The sequence below is a fragment of the Inhella inkyongensis genome (assembly GCF_005952805.1).
Classification (GTDB): domain Bacteria; phylum Pseudomonadota; class Gammaproteobacteria; order Burkholderiales; family Burkholderiaceae_C; genus Inhella; species Inhella inkyongensis.
In genome coordinates this window covers 565680-592070 of sequence record NZ_CP040709.1, presented here as the reverse complement: position 1 = coordinate 592070, position 26391 = coordinate 565680, and the positions used below count along the sequence as shown (strand labels likewise).

The following is a 26391-nucleotide window of genomic DNA, read 5'->3' as shown; positions in this document are numbered from 1 at the left end:
CGTCAGAGGGTCTGGAATTGCCGAACTCCATGCGTGTTGTCTGGATTGAAGACCACCAACTGATCGGTGATTCCCTGGAGCTGCTGCTGCAGGTCGTGATGCCCGAGCTCACGCTCGACAAGGCCCGCGACCTGCACAGCGCCCAGCAACTGGTGCGCACCTTCCCCTACAAGCTCGTGCTGCTGGACTGGTGGCTCGGTGACGTGGACGGCGCCACCTCGATTGCCGCCCTGCGAGAGGCCGGCTGCGAGGCCCCGATCGTGGTGGTCTCGGGTGATGAGCGCGAGCCGGTGCTGCGCAGTGCACAGGCGCTTGGCGTCGCGGGCTATGTGCGCAAGTCGGCCGAGCCGCAGGAATTGATCGAAACCCTGCGCACCGTGCTGCAAGGCGGGCACACCCCCCCACCCAAGGCCACGACACGGGCCAGCTTGCCCTCGGATCTGCAGGCGCACTACCCCGAGCTGACCGCGCGCCAGATCGACGTGTTCCGCGAAATGATCCGCGGCAGTTCTGACAAACAGATTGCCCGCGAACTGGGCATTGGCGACACCACGGTGAAGAGCCATGTGCGCTCGATCCTGGCGCTGCTGGGCGTGCGCAGCCGAGGCGAGGCCGCATACCGCGCCCGCAGCGATGGGGCCGTCTAAAACGGGCGCTGTCCCGCTGTCCGCGGCACAGCTGAGCTTGTTGCAGGCCGAGCGCCTGCAGTTGATCGCCAAGGGCATCCGCCAGGTACGCGGGCCGCGCTTTCTGGTCGATCTGGCGCTCAGCGGCGTGGCTGCTCAGACCGCCCTGGGCGCTTGGGCTTGGGCCTATCTGGCACTGATGACGCTGGCGCTCTGGGGCCGATCCCAGTGGATGGAACACCGCCTGAAGCAGGCCGAAGCCCCGGCCCTGACGCTGGCGGGCCTGCAGCGCATTCTGTTTGCGCTGGCGTGGCTGCACGCCGGTTTGATCGCAGCGGTCTTCGCGCAGGCCCACACAGACTGGCACTATCTGCTCACCATGGTGATGGTCGGCAATGCCGCGGGGGCCATGGCCACCGTGGCCGGCGACGTCAAGGCCTATCGCGCCTGGGTGAGCGTCTATGGCGGCGCCTTGGCCCTGGGCTGGCTGGCACGGCTGGATTTGCAAGGGCTGCTGGTGGCTGGCTTGCTGGGCTTGATGTTCATGGTGCTGCTGCGGGCCGTGCGCGAGCAGGGTGAAGCGCAGGAAGGCTTGGTGCGCCTGAGTGACGAGCTGCGCCAGGCCCATGATGAGGCACAGCGGGCCAGTGCTTCGAAGTCGCGCTTTTTCTCCGCCGCCAGCCACGATCTGCGCCAACCCTTGGCCGCCCTGTCTTTCCAGGTGGCCACCGTACAAGCCTTGTCGACGCAGCAAAACGATGCGCGACTGGCCCAGGTGGCGGCCGGCCTGCGCCGGGCCCTGCACGACAGCCAGTCCCTGCTCAACAGCCTGCTGGAGGTCTCGCAGCTCGACGCTGGCGCCGTCACCGTGGACTGGCAGTTGGTCAACCTGAACCAGCTGCTGCTTGATTTGGCTGACACCCTGCGGCCCCAAGCCCAGCAACTGGGCTTGCAGCTGCGCTGTGAGTTGCCCGAGGGCGCGCCGCTTTGGGTGCGCAGCGACCCCGCCCTGCTGCGCCGCATCCTGGGGAATCTGGCCGGCAATGCGCTGAAGTTCACCGAGAAGGGCGAGATCTGTCTGCGCCTGCGAGCCGAGCAGGGGCAGGCCACGGTGGCCGTTCAGGACACCGGCCCCGGCATCGCACCGGATCTGCAGACCCGCGTGTTCGAAGAGTTTTTCCAGGTCAACAACCCTGAGCGCAGCCGCGCACTCGGCTTGGGCCTGGGCCTGGCCATCGTGCAGCGCCTGACCGGCCTGCTGGGGACCACGCTCAAGCTGCAGAGCGCTCTGGGCGAAGGCAGCTGTTTTTCTCTGAATCTGGCACTCGAAGCCCCCGTCACGCTGGGCGCCAGCGCCGGGCTGCCGCCGCCACAGCCCGGCGCCCAAGGTCTGGGCCGCCGGGTGCTGGTGTTGGATGACGAGGCGGCCATCCGCGATGCCTTGTCGCAGCTACTGATCCTGCTGGGCTGGAGCGTGCGCAGCGCGGCCGACATCCCCGAAGCCTTGGCGCAGCTGAGCCCTCACTGGCAGCCCGATGCGCTGGTGCTGGACTTTCGCCTGCGCGACCGCGTCAGCGGGCTGGATGCGCTGGCCGCTCTGCGCGCCCAAGGCTGTCAGGCCCCCGCCTGGCTGGTCACCGGCGAGACATCGCCCCGGCGCATCCAGCAGGCCCACGAGACCGGCATCCCCGTGCTCTACAAGCCCATCGACGGCTTGGACCTGGCCACCCGTATCAGCTCGGCCCTGGGCCAGCCAACCCCCGCATGACGGTCCGCCAATCCGAGCGCGAGCCCGAGTTCCTGCAGGCTCTGCAGGATGAACGCATCCGCCTGAGCCTGCTGCAAAACCGCCGCATGCGCTGGGCCCACACCCTCGCAAATGGCGCCACAGCCTGGTTGGCCTATCAGGCCGGCGCCCACGAAGCCGCCTGGACCCTGGGGCTTGCCACCCTGCTTCTGGCCCATGGCCGCGCCGCCTTGCTGCAGTGGCTGCACGATCACGGCCGCCGCGCAGCCTTGCTTCAAGCCCTGACGTGGAGCCCCGCCGTAGTGAGCCTGTCGCAGGCGGCCTTGCTGATTGCCGTGTTTCAACAGCCCTTCAGCCTGTGGCAGACCCTGATCACGATGGTGATGTTCGGCAACGCGGCCGGCGGCGTGGCGCCGGCCGCCGGCCACCTGCCGGGCTATCTGGCCTGGTGCGCGCCGATCGCCGGCGCCCTGGTGCTCAGCTGGCTGCAACGCGGCGGGCTGGAATCTTGGATATTTGCACTTTTGATCCTGGTGCTGTTTGCGCTGCTGATCCAAGCGGTGGCCGAGCAGGCCCGGCTGCAACGCGACATGGTGCGACTGGGCTCCGACCTGCGACGCGCGAAAGAAGGGGCGGAGCGCGCCAGTGAAGCCAAAACGCGCTTCTTTGCAGCTGCCAGCCACGACCTGCGCCAGCCCCTGGCGGCCCTGACCTACCAGATCGCCACCGTGCAGGCCCTGGCCGGCGTGCACAAGGATGAACGTCTGGCCCAGACCGCGGCCGGGCTGCGCCGCAGCTTGCAGGACAGCCGCAGCCTGCTGGACAGCCTGTTGGAGGTCTCACAACTGGAGGCCGGGGCCGTGGCCGCCCATCCCGAGCCGGTGGACCTGCATGCCTTGCTGCAGCATCAGCACGAACTGCTGGCCCCGCTGGCCCGTGAACGCGGCCTGCTCTGGGAACTGCAATTGCCCCCGGGCCCGGCGCGCTGGGCGCACACCGATCCGGCGCTGCTGCGCCGCGTGCTGAGCAATCTGCTCAGCAATGCCATCAAGTTCACGCCCCAAGGCTGGGTGCGACTGGCCCTGATCGACCACGAAGGCCTAGCCCAGATCGTGGTGCAGGACAGCGGCCCGGGAATCCCCGCCGACTTGCAGGAGCGCGTGTTCGAAGAGTTTTTCCAAGTCGGCAATGCGGCGCGCGACCGCACCCAAGGCCTGGGATTGGGCCTGGCCATCGTGCGCCGTTTGGTCAAGCTCTTGGACCTGGAACTGCAGTTGGAGAGTCAGCCCGCGCAGGGCTGTCGCTTCAGCTTGAGCCTGGCGCTGCAAGCTGCACCGCCGGCTGCGGCGGCGGCCGCACCGCCGCTGGGTCGTCATCGTCTGCTGGTGGTGGATGACGAGGTACCCATCCGCGACGCGCTGGCGCAGTGGCTCGGCCTGTTGGGCTGGAGCGTGCGCACCGCCGCCGACTGCCCCGAGGCCCTGGCGCAACTCAGCCCGCTGTGGCAACCCGACGCCCTGGTGCTGGACCTGCGCCTGCGCGCAGGTGCCACCGGCCTGGACGTGCTGAACGCCCTGCGCGCCAGCGGCTGCCAGGCCCCAGCCTGGCTGGTCACCGGCGAAACCGACCCCGAGCCCCTGCGCCAGGCCCGCGAGGCCGGCATGACCGTGCTGCACAAGCCCGTGGACGGCCTGGAACTGGCCGGGCAGATCAGCGAGCGGCTGCGCCAGCCGCTTCAGAATTCACGAACGTAAGCCAGGTTCAGGCCGCGCCTTGGCCCTTGGTACACATCGTCGACTGCCGTCATGGCCACCAGGTGGCGCTGATCGGTCACATTGCGTACGGCCAGCTGCATTACGCCTCCGAGGCTCACAAGCGGTGCGTTCAGGGCCAGGTCGAGCAGGCAATGCCCGGCCACTTCGATCCGATTGGTGGCATCCGCGAAGCGTGGCCCGACACAGCGCCCCTGCGCCGACAGCTGCACGCCGTCCGGTAGGCGGCGTTCGACACTCAGCCCGCCGAGGCGCCGGGCTGCGCCCACAAAGTCATCGCCCAGAGAAGCCGACGTGCGCTGCAATTGGCGCATGTCCATCCAACTGGCCTGCGCACGCAGCCGCCAAGGGCCTTCCTGCCACTGGGCTTGAAGCTCCAGGCCCTGAGCCTGGCGGGCCCCCGCACTGATCAAGGCATTGCGATCTTGCGGATCGCGCATCGCCAGATGTCGCAGCTGCGTGCGGTAAAGACCGGCCTGCAACAGCGCCCCCGCAGAGGGCTGCCAGCGCGCCCAGACTTCCTGGCTGCGCACGGTCTGTGACGGCAAGAAGTGGCCCTGTCGGTCTTGTCCGCGATTGGGCTGCAAACTCTCGCCCAGCTGCCAACCGGCACGCCACGGGGCCTGCGGCGCCTGCCACTGAAGGCCCAGCTGCTTGACCATGCCCTCATCGACAGCAGCGGTCAGCAGGCCCGCACCGACTCGGTCGGCGGCCACGCGATAACGTTGCCAACGCAAGCCGGCACTGGCCTGCCATTGAGGGCCAAACCGGCGTTGCGCCAGCACCCAGAGTCCGCGCTCCTTTTGGCGTTCGTGATTGAAGCGCGTGGTGGTGGGAAGGCGCTCCAAGTCGACTGCATCAAAGTCCGGGGCGTCGATCAACACCCGGTAGCCGGCAATGTTTTGCTTTCCGCGCAGGCTGAACTCCGCGCGCTGCGAGTCGGCCCCCAGCTCAAAGCGTTGCTCGCTGTCGGCCCATGCCAGCCGAGCCCGCGCATTGAGTTGACGGTAGCTGTCATGGAATTCGGTGTAGTAGCCAGAGAGCTGACGCTCATTCAGCAAGGCCCAATGGCCAACCAAGGTTTCATCGCGACTGGCGCCACCCCGCTGCAGACCCACCCAGGCGGACCAACCCTGCGCCGCGCCCCATTCCCAGTGCAAGGCCGCGCGCGTGTAATGCCGCTCGCTGGGCCCACCGCCTGGCAAGACATAGAGCCGATCCCAGACCGGCTGAGCTCGCTGGGGCGTGGTGGCGCGTCCGTTGCGCAACACCGTGCCAAAGGCGAACGGACGCTCCTCCTGTTGAGCTTCCAGCTGCAGGGCAAGGCGGTGCCCGCGTCCGAGCTGAAGCACCGGGTTCAGGTAGATGTTGTGCCGGTTCTGCGGCAGCTGCGCCGGCTCGATGCGGCCGCGCTGACTCGCCAAGACCGCGCGCAGCGCCCAGTCCAGTCCGTCTGCCGCCAGGGCCTTGGGATCCCAGTCCAGCACCACACGGCGCTGCAATTGCTCGTCCAATCCCAGGCGCAGCTGACGTTGCCCTCGGCCAGCGCGCTGCAACTGGTAGTTCAGTGCGCCGCCAGGAGAGCTCAGTCCATAGACGATGCCTTGCCCTCCCGGCATGAGCGCGACACCGGCCACCGTGGATAGATCCCGCACAAAGAGGCGCCGCAGATCGGGCAGGCCATCGATCAAGGGCGCATCAATCACAAAGCCGCGCAAGCGCACCCCGGTCGACAGGCCCCCGTTGCCAACCTCGGCCTGGGCACTGGGCACCAGTGCCAAGCCATCCTCCACCCGCTGGACGCCGAGGTCCTGGAGCGTCAGGCGCGCGGTGGTGTCGGAACCGGCTTGGCGCTCACCTTCAACCCGCACGACTTCCAGGACGACAGGCGCCGAGTCCGACTCGGTGGGCGTCGGGCTGCCCCAGCTTGGCGCCGCGCCGAGGATCAGCAGCAGGCACGGGGCCAAGGACCATTGCTTCTTCTTCATTGATTCCAAATATCCCAAGCCAGGGGCAACTCGCGCTGGCAGTAAATGCGCATCGGGGGATGAGTCTGCAGCAGCCCCAGGATCAGCGCGCGGGCGGACTCCAGATGGGCCGCGCCGTGCGACACCCTGCGCTCGCACGCAAAACGCAGCAGATTCACGGCCGCGTGCAGTTGCTGGCGCGGTTCGCCCAGCGCCTCGGCGCGCGCCAATGTATCCACATAGAAATCCAGATGCGCCGGATCGCTCTTCACATAGGCCAGACCCAGGCCAAATTCCGCACGCTGCTCGGGATGTTCGAGCCATAGATTGGCGATACCGATGAAGTCCCACACCGAATCCCCGCCCAGGCCCAACTCGTCCCAGCAAAGAATCATGGCGCGGTAGCAGGCGAAGGCCATGCTGCGCTGCGCGGTGTCCCCCGCCTCAGCGGCCGTGCCATGCACCAGGGCCAGGTTGAGCAGGTAGTTCTGGGTGTATTCGTAGTCGCGCTCCGTCAAGCACAGATAGATCGCCGCGTTCAGGCTGGCGGCGGACTGGGCCAGGTGGCGCAGTGCCGCCGCGCGATGGCCGCCGCGCAGTGCACGCATGGCTCGACGCCGTTGCAGCAGGGCCGACAGGCTGGACTGCTGCGCCAGATTGCGACAGTCCCAATGCAGCGTCCACGGCAGACGGCTCAGTTGTCGATCCACCGCATCAAAGCTCGCAACATCTCTTTGATAGCGCAGATGCAAGAGGGCCAGCTCGGCGCTGCGACGCAGGCTCAAATCGCTGCCACTCTCTCGCCACACGCTTTCCATCAAGGCCTGCGCCGCGTCGTGCTGTCCGCCACGCTGCGCCCATTTCGCCTCGCGCAGGCGCAGCACGGCGCGCATCTCCGGGCTCAGGCTCGGCAGCGCCAGCGCCCGCCGCAGGTAGCGCCGTGCCTCGGCCAGTTCGCCCCCAGCGCCCAGGCTGTCGCTCTTGATGAGTAAACCCGTCAACTCGGGCAGATCCTTCCCCTGGGTGCAGACCAGCGGCAGGCGCGGCACAGAGTCGGTCGGCAAGACTGTCGCCCGTGTTCGCCTAGCCTGCACTCGCCAGGACTCTCCAGCTTCAAAGTGCCAGAACCACGGCCCCACCGTGCGCCGGCGCGGTGCCGAGCGGATTCGATGCCGACCACGCGCAGGGCCCAGCACCTGCTCCACCAGCGCCTCGGTCGCCATCAGCAATCGGCGCAGCCCGGTCCGATCCGGCGCTCGGCCCTGGCCCGCCTGCCGCAGGGCGGCTTGCAGCGTGTGCAGTTCCAGACCTCGATCGCCGGCGCTTTGCAACTCGCAGAGCAGCAGCACCTCCCAGCGTCCAGCGCCGCGCCATTCCTGCTCGCCGCAACGCAGCAGATTGCGTGTCGGGTCCAGCAACAGGATCGGCGCGGCGTCAGAGCGGGCGGATGGGCGAGGCATGGTGGACAGAAGGTGATGACACCAATGACACATTGTCTCTGCTCGCGGATCTGAAACTGCCCCCATCCAAAACGCCAACCCCTGCCATGACGACCCCTGCCTACGAACGCGCCACCGCCCTGCTGCTGACCACTTTGGTGCTGAGCGCTTGTGGCGGCGGGGGCGACACCGCCGCGCCGGCCCCGGCTCCGGCTCCGGCTCCGGCTCCCCTACCGGCCCTCTCTTTGAAAGGCACAGCCGCACGCGGCCTAGCCCTGGGCGGCGCCACGGTCAGCGTGAAGTGCGCGGCCGGCACCGGCAGTGCCACCGCGCAGAGCGATGGCGTCTACACCGTCGACCTGCCCAACGGCAGCCTGCCCTGCGTGCTGCGAGCCAGCAGCGGCAGCACCGTGCTGCACTCGCTGATCGAGGGTAGCGGCAATGGCAGCTTCACGGTCAACATCAGCCCACTGACCGAGTTGGTGACCGCGCGCGTGGCCGGCAAGCTGGCGCCGGACTTCTTTGACAACTTCGACAGCGCCGCCCAGGCCAAGCTGACGCCGGCCGGCATCCAGGCCGGCATCGACGCCCTGGGCACGGCGCTGCAGGGCAAGGTGGACCTGAGCGGCCTGAACCCCATGACGGCCCCGCTGGTGGCCGCCAACAGCAGCACGGCCGGCAATGCCCACGATCAGAAACTGGACGCGCTGATGGCCGCCCTGACGGCCGCTCGCACTCCCTTGAGCGGCTTGGCCAGTGCGCTGGCCCAGAGTGGCGCCACGCCGGCCGCCGTGCGCCAGCTCCTGCAACCGGCCAGTGCCGGCTGCGACGGTCTGCGCAGCGGCGCCATGGTGGCCTTGGAGCCCAATAGCGGCAACCTCGTGTTGATCGACGTCGACGCACCAGCCCTGAGGATGTCACCGCGTGGCTTCCCGGCAGTCAGCCTCAGCGACCTGGGCCACTGCCGCTACAGCTGGGCTGACAGCCAGGGCATGGCCCAGACCTATCTGGCACCCAGCAGCCTGGGCCTGACGCTTCTGCCCACCAGCCAAGCCGGGGTGCAGGAGCCGGCGCTGATGCTGCCGCTGCAGGACATTCCCGTTGCCGAAATGGCGGGCAACTGGATCGGCATCGATGCCATGCGCAGCAATGGCAACTACAGCGCCAATTTGCGCCAAGACCTCGTCCTCGATGCCCAGGGCAATCTGGTGTCGGGCGGCACCAAGTGCGATTCCAGCGGCAACTGCAAAGCCAGCAGCGCGAACCCCCTGCGCTTGCAGGCCAACCCTCAGGGCGGCTTTGACATGGTCGACAACGCTGGTGTCGTGAATGGCCGGACCTTTGCGGTCAAGAGCGCCAACGGCAGCCTGCATGCCTTCATCCTCTGGGCCGGCGCCAAGGGTTTTTCCGCCATGACCAAGGCCCACAGCCGCAGCCTGCCCACGGTAGGCAGCAGCGATGCCTTCTGGGACCTGGCCCTGCGCGCCAACGGCAATGCGATGGCCGGCATTCCGGCCGAAGTGCGCATCGAAAGCGCCGACCCCGCCACCCAGGTCATCACGCGCAAATGGACGAATTCCGGCCGCGTGGACCGCAGCACGCTGAACGCGCCCAGCGCCGGCTTCCGTCAGCGTCAGAACAATGACTGCACTCTGAACGGTGCCCCGACCAACTGCGGCGGCAATGTGTCTCTCAATCTGCCGGGCAGCGGGCTCAGCGTCTACCTGAACAGCGCGCCGGGTAGCGGCCTCGGCGTCTCCATCGCCAGCCCCACGCCTGCGGCCAATCTGATCGCGGCGGCGTCAACCTTCTCGGGCTTCTGGCATCTGGCCTGCGACGGCCAAGGCTTCAGCCAGGTCTATGAGGTCAAGGTGTCCGCGCCCGGCGCACTGCACTTTGCGCGCTCCATCGGCCGGCAGTACGCGAATGCCGATTGCACCGGCAGCTACACCGCCACCCCAGAGGATCAGCATGGCGAAGGCGTGGACTTCTCGACCCTCAAGAACGCCGAAGTCCTGAGCGACGGCCGCCAGCGCCTGACCTGGATCGATGGCCTGGGCAGCCAGACGGTGGGAGCCCTCAGTGCGGACGGATCGACCTTCCAGATCGAGAGCCCGCAGTCGGCGGTGACGCAAATCCGGCGCCTGCCCAGCTTTGTCTTTCCTTGAGCCGAGGCCTAGCGAAGCTTGGCCTCCCCACTCAACCCTTCACCGATCAGGAGGAGAAACCATGAGCAATTCCAACTGGGAAGAGGGCTGGGAAGCCAGAGCGGATGGCTTTGTCAGCAAAACTTTGGCCCGGGGTGACACCCTGGTCTGGCATCCTTCGATGGGAGGCGACAGGCACACCAACCACATTCATCTCTCCGCAGCCCAAGCTAGCGACGCATTTGGCTCCTACAAGCCACTGCGAACTTGGCTGAAGACCAACGGAATCATCTGACCGTCGACCAGAGCAAAGGAGTTTCCCCTTGAAGAACGATTCAGATCGCCCCTGCCTCAGCGGACAGCACCGCTGGACGTTCACCCAAAAGATCCCGGCCAACGATCCGCATCCGAACTACTGGTATCGCTGTAGTTGGTGCGGCAAGGAGGGAGTTCAGTCCGCTCCTGGCGACTCAATCAAGGCCATGGGCTGACTGCCTCTGCCGCCCCCTAGTCAAGGGGCGGCGCCACTCGAATCGCTGGGCCCGGATGAGACTCGATCAGAGCGGTCAACGGGGCGCTCCTAGATCTTTTCCTCACCCTCCCGCGCCGCCACCTCGGCGGCCATGCGGGCGCGCAGTTCCAACAAGGCGGCGCGCGGGTCGCGCTTGGGGCCGCCCTCGCCCAGCTTCATCTCTTCCACAAAGCGGCTGGGGCGGGCAATGATCATCTCGCGGCCCTTCTTGCGTCGCTTGAGCACGCTCACACCCAGGGTCCGACGTGCCCGCGTGATGCCCACATACATCAGCCGGCGCTCTTCGGCCAGGCGCTCGGGCGTGATGGGGTTGTCATCGCTATGAAAGGGCAGCAGGCCCTCGACCAGCGAGGCCAGCACCACATGCGGCCACTCCAGGCCCTTGGAGGCGTGCAAGGTGGAGAGCACCAGCTGATCCTGCTCATCGCCGCGCTCCATCAGGCTGAGGATCACGTTCAAGGTCTGGGCCACATCCAGCAGATGGCATTCCTCGCGCTCGCCGTCCTTGCCGCCCCCGCAGCGCCGCGCGATCCAGTCGACGAAGTCCAGCACATTGCTCCAGCGATTGGCCGCCGCCTTTTCACTGTCGTCGATGGTCGACAAATGGCCTTCATAACCAATCTCTTCGAGCCAACTCATGGTGAGTTCACGCGCCGGCTCAGCACCCACGGCGGACTGAGCGCGTGCGGTCAGGTCCTGTACATAGCGGCCAAACTCGTGCAGGCCATGCAACTGGCGCGGGCTCATCACGGTGTCCAGGCTGTCGTGGAACAGCGCCTCGAACAGACTGATCTTGCGCGCGCCGGCAAATTGTCCCAAGGCCGCCAGGGTCTGGTGGCCGATACCGCGCTTCGGGGTGGCGACGGCGCGCAGAAAGGCCGGGTCGTCGTCGGGGTTGACCAAGAGGCGCAGCCAAGCGCACAGGTCTTTGATCTCGGCGCGCTCGAAAAAGCTCTGGCCGCCGCTGACCTTGTAGGGCACCTGTGCGCGCCGCAGGGCCTGCTCGAAAAGCTTGGCCTGGTGGTTGGCGCGGTAGAGGATGGCGCAGTCGCTCCACTTGCCATTGGCACCGTCGGCGTTCTTCTTGGCCACCAGGCGGGCCACGGCGCGCTCGGCCTCGTGCTGCTCGTCGTCACACTCCAGCACAGCCACCGCCTCGCCCTCACCCAGTTCGCTCCACAGCTTCTTTTCAAACAGCTTGGGGTTGGAGGCAATCACATGGTTGGCCGCGCGCAGGATGGCCGAGGTGGAGCGGTAGTTCTGCTCCAACGCGATCACTTCCAATGAGGGGTAGTCGGTCTGCAGGCTTTTAAGGTTTTCCAGCGTGGCGCCGCGCCAGCCGTAAATGCTCTGGTCGTCATCGCCCACGGCCGTGAAGAGACCCTCCCGACCCACCAAAGCCTTGAGCAAGGCGTACTGCACGGCATTGGTGTCTTGCACCTCGTCGATCAGCACATGGCGAAAGCGTTGCTGCCAGCGCTCGGCCACCTCGGTGTTCGTGCTGAGCAGCTTCAATGGCAGGCCGATCAGGTCGTCGAAGTCCACCGCCTGGAAGGCGGCCAAGCGTTCGCTATAGGCCTGGAAGATCACGGCGGCCTGGCGCTCGGCGTCGCTCTCGGCCACCGCCAGCGCCCCGCCGGCATCCAGGCCCTCGTTCTTCCACATCGAGATCTGCCACTGCCAGATCTTGGGCAGCTTGACATCGGTGGTGTTGGCGCAGTCGCGGATCAAACCAACGACGTCGTCGCTATCGAGAATTGAAAAGGCCGGCTTCAGTCCGAGGTGCACGCCCTCCTCGCGCAAGAAGCGCACGCCCAGCGCGTGAAAAGTCGAGATCGTGAGCTTGCGCGCCGCCTTGGGCCCCACCAACTCCTTGGCGCGCTCGCGCATCTCTTGTGCGGCCTTGTTGGTGAAGGTGATGGCGGCGATCTGCTCGGGGCGCAGGCCATGCTGGAGCAGCCGGCCGATTTTTTGCGTGATCACCCGCGTTTTGCCCGAGCCCGCACCGGCCAGCACCAAACAAGGGCTGTGCAAATGATTGACCGCGGCCATTTGGGCCGGGTTGAGCGGAAAGGCGCTCACAGCGCTGGCGCAGGCGCGGGCTGAACCGGCGGTGTGGCGCGCAGGCCCAGGCCCAGGGCCAACAAGGTCAGCGCCAGAAAGGCGACGCGGCCGCTGTCCACCAAAGTCTCAGTCAGACCCAAGACCGCAAAGCCAAGCAGCGATGCGGCCAGGGCTGGCGCCAAGGGGTGCAGGCGAGCACTGCCGAAGCCCAGGCGCGCCAACGCCAAAGTGAGCAACCAAGCCCCCAAGGCCAAGCCCACAGCGCCCTGCTCCAACAAGACGTGCAGGGGCAGGCTCTGGAGTTGCCAGGGCCAGGGGTTGCGGTGCGCGCTCGGGAACCAATGCGCGAGGTCCTGCGCCAGGTCGCCATTGCGCAGCAACTCCACCCCATCGCGCCCCTGCAGCGACAGGGCGCGCAAGTCCACACGCTGGCCCGGCTGGGTGAGTGCCAGACTGAACACCAAACCAGGGGACCAAGGCCCGCTGCGCTCCAGTTCACCGGAGCCCCCCAGGGGCAGGTCAAAAGTACGCCAGCCTTGCGCCGAGGTCGCTAACGCAAAGTCTTGGCTGCGGCAGGCAATGGGTTCAAACAAATGCTTCTGACAAACCTCGGCCCGCAGGCTGACCGGCTCTGCGGCACGGGCCTGCAGGCGCAGGCGCAAGTCGGGCGGGGCCGCCGCAATGTGCTGGTTGAGCCGCAACCACTCCGAGGCAGCCAGGGAATGCGTGCCCGCTGCCAAGCGCAGCAAGGGACCATCGGGCGCATGGCGCCAGCGGTAGTCCGGCGGCTGCATGTCCAGCGGCGCATTGGCCTGATACAGCGCCGCAAATCGACCGGCCCCCACGCCAAACCCCCAAGCCTGACGATGTTCCAGAACATCCAGCGCCTCACCCCAGTGCTGCAACCGCTTGGGCCAGTGGGACTCACCCCAGCGCGCCAAAGCCCCCATGCCACCACCTGGCGCTGCAAAGCTCAAGGCCGCAGCACCCAGCAAGAGAGCCATGACCCCCGCCAGCCGGCTGCGCCAACCCAAATCGATGAAGGCGCCGCCCAGGCTGCGGTCCTGGCTCAAGGGCCAGGCCAGCGCCAAGACCAGCAAAGGCCACCAGGCCCAGGCCCAGACCGCCTCGCCGGCCCAGGTCCAGGACATGACCGCCACCAAGCCCAGCGCCCACAGCCAGACCATGGCGCGCAGGGCGTCGGCCAGCGGAGAGTTCCAGGGCGCCTGACCGCGTCGCGTCCAACGCGCGAGCAACAGGCTCAAGCCCGATGCCAGCGCAAATGCCAGGTAGCTCACACGCGGCAGGCCTTCGGCAATCAATAGGGTCAGGCCAACCAATGCCAGGGCCACCAGCCCCCCGAGCGCAAAGCTAAGGCCGCGCTGCTTCTGCGTGGCCTGCGCGCTAGGCCCAGGCTGCAACATCAGCAGCATCACCACGACGGCAATGCCCCACACGGCACGACTGCCGCCCAGCGGCTGCAGTCGCCAGGCCACCGCGCCCCCGAGCAAACACAACAGCGCCAACGCCGCAAATGCAGGCCCGCGGGAGGCGGGCCGATCGGCGTCGGTGGGTACCTTGCCCGGGAACCAGCTGGAAGCCGGATCGCTGACCCCGCTGCGCAACATCTGACGCTGACGCCATGACAGATAGGCCATCAGGCCCGATGACGCCACGAGGGCCAGCCCGACCTTGGCGCTCCACAGGGCCAGCAGCGCCAGCAAGCTCAGGATCAGCGCCCCCGAGCTCACAACAAAGCCCAAGGGACTTCGACGTCGCATGACCGCCAGCACAGCAAAGGGCAGGCATAGCACCAGCATCGCCGGCGCCACCGCCGCGCCAAAGTGCGCCTCCCAATAGGCGCCGCTCAATTCGTAGTCCAGCGCACTGAGCTGCCAGCCCTGGTAGCGCAAGTGCTCGATCAACACCCCGGCCGCACTCAGCGCCGCCAATGCCCCCACCCCCAGCAGCAGCGCGGGCGTCAGAGCCTGTGGCGCACGCCGGGCGCTGCGCAACCACAAAGGCAACATCAAACCCATCGCCAGGGCCGCCTTGACGCTGCGCAGCGCCATGCCGGGCTCATGTGGGGTGTCGTACAGACCCAAGGCCCAGCCCCCGGCATCCTGAATACCCAACTCCGCCGCCAGGCACAGGCTGACCAACAGGGCCAGTCCACTGACCCAGGCCGCGCTGCGCCACCGCAGCTCACGCCGCCATGGGGGTTGAACAGCGGGGAGCGGTTGGCGGTGCGGCCCACTGATGGCCGCATAACCGCCCGCCGCCGAAGCCAACACCCACAGATCCCACTCCCCCAGCCACAGCCAGCCGGTCCACGGCGCTCCCGCCGCCAGCGGCAGCAGGGCCAACATCCAGGCCGGCCAGAGGATCCAGAAATAGCGCGCCAGCAGGCTCACGGTCAGCACCCCAGCGACGGCCGGCCCAGCACCCAATGGGTGTTGAACCGCCAAGCCCAGCGCTGCCGCCAAACAGGCAAGAGCCATCAGGGCCGCCAGGCCGGTCTTCCAGGACAACGCGAGCGGACCTGGGCCTTGTGAGCGGGCGGCACGCCGGCGATGCACTCGCTTGCGCCGTGGGGAGTGAGCTTGCATCTCGGGCATGGCGGGCGATGATAGGTCTGCCCCAAATCCTCTCGGAGCGCGCAATGCAGAAATTCTGTGGAAGCCGAAGGGCCTGCCTCGCAGCGAGCCTGGCCTGGAGTTGGGAGCGCAGTCTGGCCGCAGAGTCTGGCCCACTGCGAATCTTGGGCAGCCGCTTCGCCCGCATCTTTGAGCCCGATGCCGCCGGTCGACCGCAGGGCCTGGGCGTGGACTTGCTGCGCCGCACCCTGGGCGAAAACCTCCACATGGAGTTGTTGCCTTACCAACGGGCGCAGTATGAGGTCGAGATCGGCGAAGCTGATGTGCTTATCGGACCCTATCGCACGCCCGAGCGTGAGGCTCGCTTTCTATTCAGCCAAAGGGCCTTTTACGAGGACGCGATGCTGTTGTACGCACGGCGCGGCGAGGCCTCACTGTGGAACGGCCAGTTCGCAGCCCTGGCATCGTTGTCCATCGGCGCAGTGAAGGGCTGGGCCTATGGCGCGGGCTTCGAGAGCATGCGCCCTCATTTGCAGCGCCTGACCCTGGTCAATGACGTTGCCACCGGACTGAAGATGTTGCAGTTGGGCCGGTTGGACTTGTTTGCCAGCAACGAGCGCAATACCCAACCCGAGTTGGAAGCCCTGCAACTGGAAGGCCTGCTGATACCGCAGGCACCGCCGCTGGATCTGCTGCGCGGCCACTTTGCCTTTACGCGCAGCGCCGCCGGCGAAACCCTGCGCCGACGCCACGACACTCAGTTCGAAGCGCTGCTCCGGCAGGGTGAGTTTGCGCGCCTGGCGCAGCGCTGGGGCGTGCGCATGCCTCAGTGAGTCCGCAGCATCAACAGGCTCAGCAAGGCCACCCCCAGAATCAGGCCGCCGGCCACCACCCAGGGCCAGATCGGACGCTCCGGCTCAACGGGGCTGGGCGGCAGCGCCACGGGGGCAGGTGCCGGCTTGGGGGCCTCAACAATGCGCCGTGCCGCCAGGGCCCCGGCTTCCGTGCTGGCCAGGCCGCCACTGGCGTCCAGCCATTGCTCGATTTCCTGGGCCAGGTCGGCCAGCGAGGCAGGGCGTTGGTTCGCATCGGCATGGCGCACCCGGCCCAGCAGGCGCGTGAGTTGCTCGCGCGAATCCGGCTTCAGCGCCAACCACTGCGACAGCACCGGCACCGGCGCCTCCAGGCTTTCCAGGCGCTGCGGCAAGCGGCCATTCACCAGCAGGCCCATCATCGACCCGACGGTAAAGACCTGCGCTGCACGATCGGCCGGCGAGCCCTGGGCCGATTGGGGGCAACGCAGATCCTGCGCCGCCAGGCTGATCTGCCCCTGCAGGGCGCCCAAGCGCAGCACGGTAGCGTCCTTGCGCACCAGTGCCAGGCCAAACAAGCGCAGCTGTTGCTGCGGCCCCAGCCACAAGAGGCTGGGATCCAATTCAATCAGTGACAGGCCTGCCTGTTCGGCCAGCAGCAACAGCTCGCACAGCTGCACCACCCAGCCCAAGCGACGGCGCAGCGACGCCTTGGGGTTGGCGGCCATCAAGGGCTCGCCCTCAACCGGCGGCATCACCACATAGGGCCGACCATCTCCCGTCAAACCCGAATCCAGCGGCCAGGCCAGGTCTGGGTACTGCCAGGGCTCGCCCTCTGCTTGTGCCACGCGCAGCAAAACCGCACCCGCATCCTCGACGTGGCTGTACACCAGCACCCAGGCACTGACCCCCGACAGAGAATGCTGCGCCCGCCACCAATGGCCAGAAGGCACTTGCCCCACCATCCGCTGCAGGCGCCAGACGCCCAATTTGTCACCCGCCTGGCAGGCCGGCAGGGGAGGCAAGAATGCAGGGACGGCGGACATGGCGGCTTTAACAGAAGAATGGCGGCGGCAAGACTTCATGTTAGGGGGATGCCGCCTGGGTGCTGTAACAATTCGCCCGCCCAGCTCACGGTGGATACGGTTGGAAACGCTTGGCCGTCGCGGAGGACTCAATGAGCCACGGCCTGTGGACAATTCACACGATGCACATCCCCACGACCCTGCTTCGTTACGGCCCCTTGCACACGTCATGAGCGGGCGTGGGTCATGGCTGCGGACATTCGGGTTGGCACTGGGACTGGCGCTTGCCGGCGCACAGGCCAGCACGCCCTACCGCGCCGCGCCTCCGGCCATTCGGGCAGCCCTGGATGCTGCTTTACCGGCGCGCAATCTGATTTCTCCCGACCAGCAGTGGCTGGCGCTGGCAGAACCACGGCGCTTCACGCCGCTGGAGGAATTGGCTCGACCGCAGCTGCGCCTGGCCGGCGCACGGTTTGAGGCGGGCAATCGGTCCGCCCCCCCAGGCTACGCGCTACAGAGTCTGCGCATCCGCCGCTTGATGGACGCCAAGGCGTCAGAACGGCGCATTGCCCTGCCCGGCGGCGGTGCCTGGCACGGCTTCGCCTGGGCACCTGACGGCAAGCGCTTTGTGCTGCAACGCCGCACCGCGCAAGCCAGCGAGCTCTGGTGGGGCACCCCGCAGGCTGAAGCCTTGCAACGCATCGAGGGCCTGCAGCTCAACCATGTGCTGTCTGAATTCGAACTGACCTGGTGGTCGGGACACGAGCTGATCGTGTTGGCCACAACTCAGACGGGAGCGCCCCCCAAGCCGCCGTTATCCGGTCCGCAAGTCCAGGAACATCAGGGCCGCGCCAGCCCCGAACGCAGCCTGCCCGACCTGCTGCGCAGCGAGCACGATGAGCAATTGTTGGCGCATTACGCCCTGTCCCAGCTGGCCCGAGTGGACTTGCGCAGCGGTCTTTGGCGCCGACTCGGCGAGCCAGGGCTGTTTCACAGCGTGGCGGTGGCTGGGCACGGCCAGGCCTTGCTGACCGAGCGCCTCACCCGCCCCTTCAGTCGCGCCCTGGCCTGGGACGATTTCCCGCAGACGGTGGAGCTGCGCTCACCCCAGGGCAAGGTGCTGCGGGAGGTGGCCAAGGTGCCGGCGCGCCAGGGTGTGGCCATCGACGGCGTGCTGCCGGGGCCGCGGGTTTTCTACGCCAGCCCAGGCGCCGATGCCGCCATCTATTGGGTCGAGGCACTGGATGGTGGCAACCCGCAAACCCGAGTGGCTTACCGCGATCGGGTGATGCGACTGGCCCCACCCTACAAGGGCGAGGCCATCGAGGTGCAGCGCATGCCGCACCGCTTTGCGCGCTTGCGCTTTTTGGAACAGGGCGAACACGCGCTTTTGACCGAAGTGGATCGCAGCCGCGCCTGGACCCGGACCTATTTGCTGCCGCTGGACGGCAGCCAAAGTCGCGCGCTGTTTGAACATGCGTTGCGCGAGCGCTTCCGCCACCCTGGCAGCCCCATGATGCGCACCACGCCCCACGGCGGTCGGGTGGTGGCCCAGGCGGGCGATGGCAGCTTCTGGTTTGCCGGCGCGGGCGTCGGCCCCAAAGGGGAGCGGCCCTTTGTGGATCGCTACAGCCTGAAGGACCACCCTGTTCAACGCGTGTTCCAGGCCGCCGAGGGCCAGGTCGAAACGGCACTGACCTGGCTGGATGGGCGCCGCCTGTTTACGCAGATGGAGCGCCCGCTCGAAGCCCCGCAACTCGGGCTCCGAGAAGGCTCGCAGTGGCAGGCCCTGCAGAGCCCTCGAGAACTCTCACCGGCTCTGCGCTCCCTGAAACGACAGTACCTGAGCTTCAAGCGCGAAGACGGTGTCGAGCTCTCGGCCTGGTTGCTTTTGCCTCCCGACCACCAAGAAGGCCAGCGGCGGCCGGCACTCATCTGGGCCTATCCCCGGGAGTACAGCGATGCTGAGCTGGCTTCGCAAGCGGCCGCCTTCAGTGACCTGGGGCATCTGCCGCCGCCCGGCAGCCCGGTGTGGCTGGCCTTGGAGGGCTATGCCGTGGTCTATGAGGCCACCATGCCGGTGGTGGGCGACAACCGCGCCGTCAACGATGGCTTGATCGAACAACTGCAGATGAATGCCCGAGCCCTGGTCGATCAGCTGCACGACAGTGGTGCGGTGGACACGCAGCGCTTGGCGATTGGCGGTCAGAGTTATGGCGCCTTCATGGCCGTCAATCTCCTCACCCACACCAACCTCTTCAAGGCCGGTATCGCGCGCAGCGGGGCCTACAACCGCACGCTCACGCCCTTCGGCTTCCAGAGCGAGCGCCGCAATTTGTGGGAAGCGCGCAGCACCTATCTGCGCATCTCACCCTTCTTAAACGCCGAGAAGATCACCGAACCCTTGCTGCTGATTCACGGCGAGCAAGACAGCAACCCCGGCACGCCCGCGCTGCAGAGCGAGCGCCTCTACCAAGCCCTGGCCGGCCTGGGGCAAGCCGTTCGGTTGACTCTGCTGCCCTACGAGGGCCACACCCTTGGAAGCCGCGAAGCCGCCAGCCACTTGCAGTGGGAGATGCACAACTGGCTGCGCCGCCATCTCGGGCCGCCGCGCTGAGCGCAGCGGCTCCGATCAGGGAAGCAGCTCGGCAACCGCATCCCAGGCCTTTGCCGGGACCCGGCCCTCATAGCGCTGGACTTCACGCCCCTGTGCGTCCAACACCAAGGTCAGCGGCAGCTTACGAGGGCTCCCCGGTTGCAGGGCATCCTGGGTGTCGCGCGCTCCGCGCCAGAGCGAAATGCCGCGCATGGCGGCATCTGGTTGAGTGATTGCGGCCAGGCGTTCGTACTCCCGCCAGTCCGTCTCACGAGCGTCCAGACTCACGCTCACCAGGTCGAAGGGCTGATCCTTCCAGCCGCGCAGATTGGCCCGCAATTCCGGCAACACGGTGCGGCAGGGCGCACAAGTGCTGGCCCAATACACCACCATCACCACCCGGCCGCGCTGCTGGGCCAGATCGAACAAGCGCCCGTCGGCACTGCGCCCCTTCAGTCCAGCGGCCTCGCCATGGCCGTGACCCGCCAATGCTGCTGCCAGCATCCATCCCAGCAGCACCTTCAATCCCATTCCCATCGCCATCCTCCGTCAGCAAGGCTGGTGGGTCGCGGCGGGGCGGCCCGGCCTTACAGCGAGCGATCAAATGGCCAGCGGATCGACGTCAATGGCCCAGCGTGTGACGCTTTTGTGCGTGCGTTTGAGCCCATGCAAGGCCGGAACCCAGCCGGCCAGAGCCCGCTGCAGCGGGGCGCGCTGGCTGCACTCCACCAGCATCTGCCAGCGCCACTGATTCGCCACCTTGGGCACCGGATGGGGAATGGGCGGGTACCAGAACAGCGCCTCTCCCGGGTCCACCGCGCGCCCGGCCTCGGCGGCGGCGCGCAGGAAGTCGCGCGCGCCTTCCTCGTCCCGGCTATCCGCACGCAGCAGCGCCAAATGGGCAAAGGGCGGCAATCCCGCAGACTGGCGTTCCTCCAACTGACTGGCCGCAAAGGCGGCAAAGTCGTGCCGCTGCAGCGCTTGATAGAGCGGATGGCGCGGCTGGTGGGTTTGCACCCACATTTCGGCCGGATGCTCGCTCAGGGCCCCGGCACGCCCGGCCCGGCCACCGGCCTGCATCAGCAGCGCGAACAGGCGTTCGGGAGCGCGGAAGTCGCTGGAATAGAGCAGGTTGTCCGGGTTGAGCGCCGCAACCAGGGTCACGCGGCGGAAATCGTGACCCTTGGCAATCATCTGCGTGCCCACCAACACGTCGACTTCACCTGCATGCACGCGTGCCAGCTGCGCCTCCAGGCTGCCCGCCAATTTGGTCGTGTCGGCATCCAGACGTGCCAGGCGAGCCCCCGGCAGCAAGGACTCCAACTGCTCTTCCAGCCGCTCCGTGCCACGGCCAATCGGGGCGATGTCTTGGTTGCCGCAGTCTGGGCAGGCCGTCGGCACGCGCTCGGTGAAGCCACAGTGATGACAGCGCAGAGTGCGATCGCTCTTGTGGAAGACGCGCCAGGCGCTGCAATGCGGACAGCCGCTGCGCCAGCTGCATTGGCCACAGTGCAGCACCGGCGCGTAGCCGCGCCGGTTCAGCAGCAGCAGGCTTTGTTCGCCGCGCGCGATGCGCTGCTCGATGGCCTGCAGCAACTGCGGCACCAAAGGCGGCGGCGTGGCGCCCGGCCCTTTGGGAAAGGGTTGGTTGGACAAGTCCACCAACCTGACCTTGGGCAAGGGCGCCGCACCAATGCGTTCGATCAAATCCGCGCGCTGGTAGCGTCCCTGCTGCGCGTTGTGCCAGGTTTCGAGCGAGGGCGTGGCCGAGCCCAGCACGATGGGAATGCGCAAGTTCGCCGCACGCCACACCGCCAAATCGCGGGCCGACTGCCGCGCACCATCCTGGGCCTTGAAGCTGGCATCGTGCTCCTCGTCCACCACGATCAGGCCCAAGCGCGGCAGCGAGGCCAAGACCGCCAGCCGCGTACCCAGCACCAGTTCGGCCTGTCCGCTATGTGCCCGCAGCCAGTCCCGCAGGCGCTGCGCCGGCGTCAGGCCGGAATGCAAGCAGGCCACTCGCTCAGCGCCAAAGCGGGCCGCAAAGCGCGCCTGCAACTGCGGGGTCAGATTGATCTCGGGCACCAACACCAGCACCTGCCGCCCCAGGGCCAAGGCCTGCGCGGCGGCGTGCAGATACACCTCGGTCTTGCCGCTACCCGTCAGCCCCCAAAGCAACACCGGCTGGGCCGGCGATTGCCCATGCAGCTGCGCGCTCAGGCGCTCCACGGCCGCCTGCTGGCCCGCCTGCAGCGCCGGAGCGGCCGCCACAGCGCCTACGCCCGCTTCGGTGGGCAATCGCTTGAGCCGGCGTGCCAGCTGAGTCTCATCCAGCTGCGCCAGGGTGCCCGGCAGGGCCGACGCCGCCATCTCGCCCAAACCACGCTGGTAGTAGGCGGCGGCAAAACGGATCAGGGCGCGCCAGCCCGCATCCAGCGGCGCCAGCGCCAGCACCGAGTCCACCGGCTTGAGGGCCTCGGGTGGATAGTCGGGCGAATCCGTCACGGTCTCCCACACCACCCCCAGAACCTGCCGCCGACCCAGCGGCACCCGCACCAAACTGCCCGGCGGCAGGGGTGCAGGCGCCCGGTAGTCCAGCGGCTGCCCCAGCCCGCTGTGCTGCGGCGTGGGCACGGCCACCCTGAGAAAAACGTCACAGTCTTTTGAAGAAACCGTCACAAGGTCGCGCCGCGCTTAGAGTTTTGCAATGATCCACAGCCTGTGGATAAGTTTGTGAGGAAAACCAGAGCAGGCGTTCCAGCCAGCCATTGTCGAATGCCCACCCTGCGCCCAGCGGCGCCGCTGAAAAAAGAAAAACTCCAAGCACCATAGGCACTTGGAGCATTCTTTCAAATCACCATCGGACTCTGCGCGTGGGCCCCCTCGCTGGCTTCAAACTGGGGACAAGTCCGCTCCCAGCCGGCCCGCAGGCCGCATCACGGGCCCTGCCCCAGGTGAGCGGGCGCTTACCCGCGCAAAGTGCGGGAATGGCTGTGCACCGCCTCAACCAAAGCCGACACCTGCTCGATCGGTGTGTGCTGGCTGATGCCATGGCCCAGATTGAACACATGGCCGCCCCAGCCCCCGTCAGCGCGCTGCGGCCGACCAAAACTGTCCAGCACCTTGCGCGCCTCGGCCTGCACCACAGCGGGCGGCGCAAACAGCACATTGGGGTCCAAATTGCCCTGAAGCGCCACGCCGTCCTGCAGCAGCGCACGGGCGCGGCCCAGGTCCATGGTCCAGTCCAGGCCCAGCATGTCGGCACCGGTCTGCGCCATTTCCGGCAGCCACAGGCCGCCGCCCTTGGTGAACAATATGAGCGGCAGGCGCTGACCGTCAGCGCCCACGCGCTTGAGTCCCTGCAACACCCGGCGCGAGGCCGGCAGAGCGAAGCGCAGATAGGCGTCATGGCTCAGAACGCCGCCCCAGGAGTCAAACAGCATCACCGCCTGAGCGCCCGCATCGATCTGCGCGTTCAGGTAGGCGATGGTGGCCTCCACCAGCTTGTCGAGCAGACCCTGCATCAGATCGGGGCGCGCGTACATCAGGGTCTTGACGTGCCGATAGTCGTCGCTGCCGCGCCCCTCCACCATGTAGCAGGCCAGGGTCCAGGGGCTGCCGGCAAAGCCGATCAAGGGCACCCGCCCGCCCAGGGCCTGACGGATCGACGACACGGCATCGAACACATAGCGCAGACGGTTCAGATCGAACTGCACCTCGGCCAGCGAGGCTTCGTCGCGCACCGTCTTGGCAAAGCGCGGGCCCTCGCCCTCGCCAAAGCTCAGACCCATGCCCATGGCGTCAGGCACGGTCAGGATGTCGCTGAACAAGATGGCCGCGTCGAGCGGAAAGCGCTCCAGCGGCTGCAACGTCACTTCGGTGGCGTAATTGGGCGAGGTGGCCAGGCCCATGAAGCTGCCCGCCTTGGCGCGCGTGGCCTTGTACTCGGGCAGATAGCGCCCGGCCTGGCGCATCAGCCAGATGGGGGTGTAGGGCGTGGGCTGGCGCAGGGCTGCGCGCAGGAAGACGTCGTTTTGTAGAGGTGCGAAGGCCATGGGCCGGGATTATCCGGGGCGGCCTGCTCCCTGGCCTTGACGAGGTTCAAACCGGCTGCGCGTCCAACCCGGCCCAGACCCGCAGGGTCTGAGCACCCTGGACCCCCGACTGGGCCGCTCGACTGGCCTGCGCTTGCGTCAGCACTCGCACCCCAGGCCCGGCCTCACGCAACAGGCGCTCGGCCTGCACCACCACCCGTGCCAACGCCACCGAGCGCAGCGGGCGTTCGTCGTCCGGCAGCATCCAGCGCAACTGGCTCCACCAGGCGGCGGCGAAGCGCTCCAACCAAGGGGTGCCGGACGGCAGCGCCTGCGTATCGCGGCTGGAGCGCACCAACACCAGTTGCGTGAAGCCCAGCTCACTCAAGCCCTGCTCATCCCGGTCGGCAAAACCATGCCGCAGGCCCTCGGGCAGGCTGCCCGGTGCATGGGGCAAGACGACCAACAAGCGCGTCACGCCCAGGGCGCGCAGGCGCTGAGCCAGCGGCAGCAACTCGCTGGCGTCGGGCTGGGCGAAGACGGCATTGCGCGCCGCCCCGGTGAGCCCGGCCCGCTCCAGCACCAGATAGGCGCAGGCCCCGGCCCAAGCAGAGGGTTGCTCCTGGGCCGGCTCCAGATCCGCATCCAGCACCGGCACCAAACCGCGCAGCGTGCTGCCCATGGGGCGACGCATCCAGGCCCCAACACGGCGATGCCCAGCGCCCAGCACCTGGGCGAGCAAGGCCGAACCCAGCCAGCCGGCCGCCCCCAGCACCAGAGCGGGCGGGGCCGGTGGGGTCGGCACCGCGTTCAGAGCCGCGCCCAGGCTGGCATTGAGATCAGGTTTCATGAGCGCATTCTGCGGCGGACGGGCTTGGGCGGCCCATCCATCGAGGCGCTACGCTGACGTCATGCCCACCCACCCCGACGCCTCCCACTGGGGCCTGCTCACCGTTTTTGCCGTGGTCTACATCGGCATGTTCCTGGGCGGCCTGCCGCGCCTGAAGCTGGATCGCAGCGGCATCGCTCTGCTGGGCGCCATCGCCGTGCTGCCACTGACCGGACAGTCGGTGCAGCAACTCGCGCAGGCCGTGGACCTGCCCACGTTGGTGCTGCTGTTTGCCTTCATGGTGCTGTCGGCGCAACTGCGCCTGGGCGGCTTCTTTGGTGAGCTGACCCGCCGCGTGGCCACCCACCCGATGGGGCCGCGCGCCCTGCTGGCCGCGCTGATCGGGCTGGCCGCCGCACTCTCGGCGGTGTTCAGCAACGACGTGGTCTGCCTGGTCATGACGCCCATGGTGGCCCGACTGGCGCTGCAGCGCGGCCTGGCGCCCGTGCCGCTGCTGATCGGCCTGGCCTGCGCCGCCAACATCGGGTCGGCCGCCACCCTGATCGGCAACCCCCAAAACATGCTGATCGGCGCCGTGTTGCGGCTGGACTTTGTGGACTACATCGCGCGGGTGGCCGTGCCCGTGCTGCTCAGCCTGGGGCTGCTTTGGGCGCTGCTGGTGCGGCACCTGCGCGCCGGCAAGGTCGCCACTTTGGCCGCAGTGAGCCATGGTGCGGAAGAGCCGCCATTCGACCCCTGGCAAAGCGCCAAGGGCCTGATCGTGGCGGGCGTCCTGATGCTGGTCTTCCTGTTCACCGACTGGCCACGCGAGGCGGCTGCCCTGATCGGCGCGGCCGTGCTGCTGATGAGCCGCCGCCTGCACAGCAGCGAGGTCATGGGCTTTGTCGACTGGCCGCTGCTGTTGCTCTTCATCGGCCTGTTTGTCGTCAACCACGCCTTTGAAACCACCGGCCTGGCCGCGCAGGCCGTGGCACAGATGCAATCCTGGGGCTGGAGCCTAGAACACCCCGGGGTGCTGACCGGCGTGACCGTGTTGCTCAGCAATCTGGTGTCCAACGTGCCGGCGGTGATGCTCCTGCTGCCGCATTTGGGCGCCAACCCGGCCGGTGCGGGGGCCTTGCTCGCCCTGATCAGCACCCTGGCCGGCAATCTGCTGCTGGTGGGCTCGATCGCCAACTTGATCGTGGTGGATCTGGCCGCACGCGAGGGCATCGTCATCGACTGGCGCCAGCACCTACGGCTGGGTGCACCGGCGGCACTGGCGAGCTTGTTGATCTCGGTGTTGTGGCTGTGGCTCTTCAGAGCAGCCTGACCGTCTGACGCGCCACCCATTCCTCGCCCGGCTCCAGCACCGGCCGATGCTCGATCTGCGCCAGCTCCAGGCACACAAAGCGCTGCCAATCGGCCAGCGGCAGATCCGCCAGACCATGCTCGGAGCCGGGGTTCCACAGCACCACATCATCGAAGCCCTCGGTCTCGATATGGAGCCGGCGGGTCTGGGTCTCGCCCAACTCGATCAGACGCAGAGGCGATGCCGGCCCATAGATGATGCGGTCAATGGGCTTGCCCGACAGCAACTCCAGGCGGTGGCTGTGCTGCACGCCATCCAGCCCGCTCAGGCTGTCCATATAGCGGCGGTCCTGCAGGCCTTCCACGACCACGCGCGCGGCGTCCTCCACGGCCCAGTAGCTGTGCAGCGCGGCCTGGAATTCAAAGCGGGACTCACCGCGGTTTTCCACCGCCAGCTCCATCTCGAGCACGGCACCGCTCAAGCGAACCGTCAACTCCAGGCCAAAGGCATGCGGCCAGTCGCGCAGGGTGTCGGCATCGTCCTGCAGGCGCAGCACGGCCAGGGCGTCCTGGCGGCCCTGATCCCGATGGGCCAAGGCCCAGCGGCGCGTGCGGGCGATGCCATGACGCGGCCCCACCCCTTGGGCGGCGAACTGCGGAAAGATCACCGGCACGCCGCCGCGCTGCGCCAGCCCCGGCCCGCTGCGCGATAGCGGCGAGTGGTAGAGCTGCTCGCCTGCACCCGCAGGCTGCCAACTCAAGAGTTGTCCGCCCTGCAGGCTGAGGGTGGCGCGGGCGCCGTCGGGGCTGCGCAGTTGAATCAAATCGCTCATGGAAGTCTGCCGTGGAGAAAAACAAACAGGCCCAAATGGGCCTGTCCTAGGAGCGGGGGC

Annotated in this window: 18 protein-coding genes; 8 read left to right on the top strand and 10 right to left on the bottom strand. The window is 67.5% G+C overall.

Going from position 1 to position 26391, the window contains the following annotated elements; translation table 11 throughout:
- Positions 1–29 precede the first annotated feature (29 nt).
- The 3 genes from FF090_RS02925 to FF090_RS02915 are packed head-to-tail and all read left to right on the top strand — an operon-like array spanning position 30 to position 4127.
- Positions 30–647, top strand: a complete 618-nt coding sequence (locus FF090_RS02925; RefSeq protein WP_175423499.1) for a response regulator — start codon at positions 30–32, stop codon at positions 645–647.
- The gene (locus tag FF090_RS02920; RefSeq protein ID WP_175423498.1) at positions 634–2394 is read left to right on the top strand and encodes an ATP-binding response regulator; all 1761 of its coding nucleotides are present in this window, start codon (positions 634–636) and stop codon (positions 2392–2394) included. Before FF090_RS02925 ends, FF090_RS02920 begins: the two co-directional genes overlap by 14 nt.
- Positions 2391–4127, top strand: a complete 1737-nt coding sequence (locus FF090_RS02915) for an ATP-binding response regulator (RefSeq protein ID WP_138855307.1) — start codon at positions 2391–2393, stop codon at positions 4125–4127. Before FF090_RS02920 ends, FF090_RS02915 begins: the two co-directional genes overlap by 4 nt.
- On the opposite strand, the gene FF090_RS02910 is transcribed toward FF090_RS02915, so the two are convergent.
- Together FF090_RS02910 and FF090_RS19080 are read right to left on the bottom strand one after the other, a co-directional pair.
- Positions 4109–6133 carry a TonB-dependent receptor gene (locus FF090_RS02910; RefSeq protein ID WP_175423497.1) on the bottom strand — a complete coding sequence of 675 codons (2025 nt, stop codon included), beginning with the start codon at positions 6131–6133 and terminating at the stop codon, positions 4109–4111. The genes FF090_RS02915 and FF090_RS02910 overlap by 19 nt on opposite strands.
- Positions 6130–7572: a hypothetical protein gene (locus FF090_RS19080; protein WP_175423496.1), complete on the bottom strand. Its 1443-nt coding sequence runs from the start codon at positions 7570–7572 to the stop codon at positions 6130–6132. The genes FF090_RS02910 and FF090_RS19080 overlap by 4 nt, the downstream gene beginning before the upstream one ends.
- 86 nt (positions 7573–7658) lie before the next feature.
- Between FF090_RS19080 and FF090_RS02900 the strand changes: the two genes are divergently transcribed.
- Positions 7659–9719, top strand: a complete 2061-nt coding sequence (locus FF090_RS02900) for a hypothetical protein (RefSeq protein WP_175423495.1) — start codon at positions 7659–7661, stop codon at positions 9717–9719.
- A 61-nt stretch (positions 9720–9780) separates the two neighbouring features.
- Entirely contained in the window at positions 9781–9993 is a 213-nt protein-coding gene (locus tag FF090_RS02895) for a hypothetical protein (RefSeq protein WP_138855303.1), read from the top strand.
- 285 nt (positions 9994–10278) lie between these two features.
- Here the strand turns inward: FF090_RS02895 and FF090_RS02890 are convergent, their stop codons facing one another.
- Both FF090_RS02890 and FF090_RS02885 read right to left on the bottom strand, forming a co-directional pair.
- Positions 10279–12312, bottom strand: coding sequence for a UvrD-helicase domain-containing protein (locus tag FF090_RS02890; protein WP_259372626.1), 2034 nt, complete (start codon positions 12310–12312; stop codon positions 10279–10281).
- Positions 12309–14825, bottom strand: a complete 2517-nt coding sequence (locus FF090_RS02885; RefSeq protein WP_175423494.1) for a hypothetical protein — start codon at positions 14823–14825, stop codon at positions 12309–12311. The genes FF090_RS02890 and FF090_RS02885 overlap by 4 nt, the downstream gene beginning before the upstream one ends.
- A gap of 230 nt (positions 14826–15055) precedes the next feature.
- Here FF090_RS02885 and FF090_RS02880 point away from each other — a divergent pair, with 230 nt between their 5' ends.
- Positions 15056–15724, top strand: a complete 669-nt coding sequence (locus tag FF090_RS02880) for a substrate-binding periplasmic protein (protein WP_175423493.1) — start codon at positions 15056–15058, stop codon at positions 15722–15724.
- On the opposite strand, the gene FF090_RS02875 is transcribed toward FF090_RS02880, so the two are convergent.
- Positions 15718–16749 carry a protein kinase family protein gene (locus tag FF090_RS02875; RefSeq protein ID WP_138855300.1) on the bottom strand — a complete coding sequence of 344 codons (1032 nt, stop codon included), beginning with the start codon at positions 16747–16749 and terminating at the stop codon, positions 15718–15720. The genes FF090_RS02880 and FF090_RS02875 overlap by 7 nt on opposite strands.
- A gap of 244 nt (positions 16750–16993) precedes the next feature.
- On the opposite strand from FF090_RS02875, the gene FF090_RS02870 reads away from it, so the two are divergent.
- Complete coding sequence (locus FF090_RS02870) at positions 16994–19345, top strand: alpha/beta hydrolase family protein (protein ID WP_175423492.1); 2352 nt, start codon at positions 16994–16996, stop codon at positions 19343–19345.
- Between the two features lie 15 nt (positions 19346–19360).
- On the opposite strand, the gene FF090_RS02865 is transcribed toward FF090_RS02870, so the two are convergent.
- From FF090_RS02865 to FF090_RS02850, 4 genes are all read right to left on the bottom strand, one after another.
- Entirely contained in the window at positions 19361–19861 is a 501-nt protein-coding gene (locus FF090_RS02865) for a TlpA family protein disulfide reductase (RefSeq protein ID WP_175423491.1), read from the bottom strand.
- 63 nt (positions 19862–19924) lie between these two features.
- Positions 19925–21958 carry a primosomal protein N' gene (locus tag FF090_RS02860; RefSeq protein ID WP_246071496.1) on the bottom strand — a complete coding sequence of 678 codons (2034 nt, stop codon included), beginning with the start codon at positions 21956–21958 and terminating at the stop codon, positions 19925–19927.
- Between the two features lie 332 nt (positions 21959–22290).
- Complete coding sequence (gene hemE, locus FF090_RS02855; RefSeq protein WP_138855296.1) at positions 22291–23379, bottom strand: uroporphyrinogen decarboxylase; 1089 nt, start codon at positions 23377–23379, stop codon at positions 22291–22293.
- Positions 23380–23425: 46 nt separating this feature from the next.
- Positions 23426–24208 carry a hypothetical protein gene (locus tag FF090_RS02850; RefSeq protein ID WP_138855295.1) on the bottom strand — a complete coding sequence of 261 codons (783 nt, stop codon included), beginning with the start codon at positions 24206–24208 and terminating at the stop codon, positions 23426–23428.
- A gap of 61 nt (positions 24209–24269) precedes the next feature.
- On the opposite strand from FF090_RS02850, the gene FF090_RS02845 reads away from it, so the two are divergent.
- Positions 24270–25520, top strand: coding sequence for an anion transporter (locus tag FF090_RS02845; RefSeq protein WP_138855294.1), 1251 nt, complete (start codon positions 24270–24272; stop codon positions 25518–25520).
- On the opposite strand, the gene FF090_RS02840 is transcribed toward FF090_RS02845, so the two are convergent.
- Positions 25507–26331 carry a D-hexose-6-phosphate mutarotase gene (locus tag FF090_RS02840; RefSeq protein ID WP_138855293.1) on the bottom strand — a complete coding sequence of 275 codons (825 nt, stop codon included), beginning with the start codon at positions 26329–26331 and terminating at the stop codon, positions 25507–25509. The two genes, FF090_RS02845 and FF090_RS02840, sit on opposite strands and share 14 nt — an antisense overlap.
- Positions 26332–26391: the final 60 nt, after the last annotated feature.

What these genes read in the sequence shown, in the direction of transcription:
- FF090_RS02925 (WP_175423499.1), top strand. Translation starts at nt 30, where the DNA reads ATGCGTGTTGTCTGGATTGAAGACCACCAACTGATCGGTGATTCCCTG.
- FF090_RS02920 (WP_175423498.1), top strand. Translation starts at nt 634, where the DNA reads ATGGGGCCGTCTAAAACGGGCGCTGTCCCGCTGTCCGCGGCACAGCTG.
- FF090_RS02915 (WP_138855307.1), top strand. Translation starts at nt 2,391, where the DNA reads ATGACGGTCCGCCAATCCGAGCGCGAGCCCGAGTTCCTGCAGGCTCTG.
- FF090_RS02910 (WP_175423497.1), bottom strand. Translation starts at nt 6,133, where the DNA reads ATGAAGAAGAAGCAATGGTCCTTGGCCCCGTGCCTGCTGCTGATCCTC.
- FF090_RS19080 (WP_175423496.1), bottom strand. Translation starts at nt 7,572, where the DNA reads ATGCCTCGCCCATCCGCCCGCTCTGACGCCGCGCCGATCCTGTTGCTG.
- FF090_RS02900 (WP_175423495.1), top strand. Translation starts at nt 7,659, where the DNA reads ATGACGACCCCTGCCTACGAACGCGCCACCGCCCTGCTGCTGACCACT.
- FF090_RS02895 (WP_138855303.1), top strand. Translation starts at nt 9,781, where the DNA reads ATGAGCAATTCCAACTGGGAAGAGGGCTGGGAAGCCAGAGCGGATGGC.
- FF090_RS02875 (WP_138855300.1), bottom strand. Translation starts at nt 16,749, where the DNA reads ATGTCCGCCGTCCCTGCATTCTTGCCTCCCCTGCCGGCCTGCCAGGCG.
- FF090_RS02865 (WP_175423491.1), bottom strand. Translation starts at nt 19,861, where the DNA reads ATGGGAATGGGATTGAAGGTGCTGCTGGGATGGATGCTGGCAGCAGCA.
- hemE (WP_138855296.1), bottom strand. Translation starts at nt 23,379, where the DNA reads ATGGCCTTCGCACCTCTACAAAACGACGTCTTCCTGCGCGCAGCCCTG.
- FF090_RS02850 (WP_138855295.1), bottom strand. Translation starts at nt 24,208, where the DNA reads ATGAAACCTGATCTCAATGCCAGCCTGGGCGCGGCTCTGAACGCGGTG.
- FF090_RS02845 (WP_138855294.1), top strand. Translation starts at nt 24,270, where the DNA reads ATGCCCACCCACCCCGACGCCTCCCACTGGGGCCTGCTCACCGTTTTT.
- FF090_RS02840 (WP_138855293.1), bottom strand. Translation starts at nt 26,331, where the DNA reads ATGAGCGATTTGATTCAACTGCGCAGCCCCGACGGCGCCCGCGCCACC.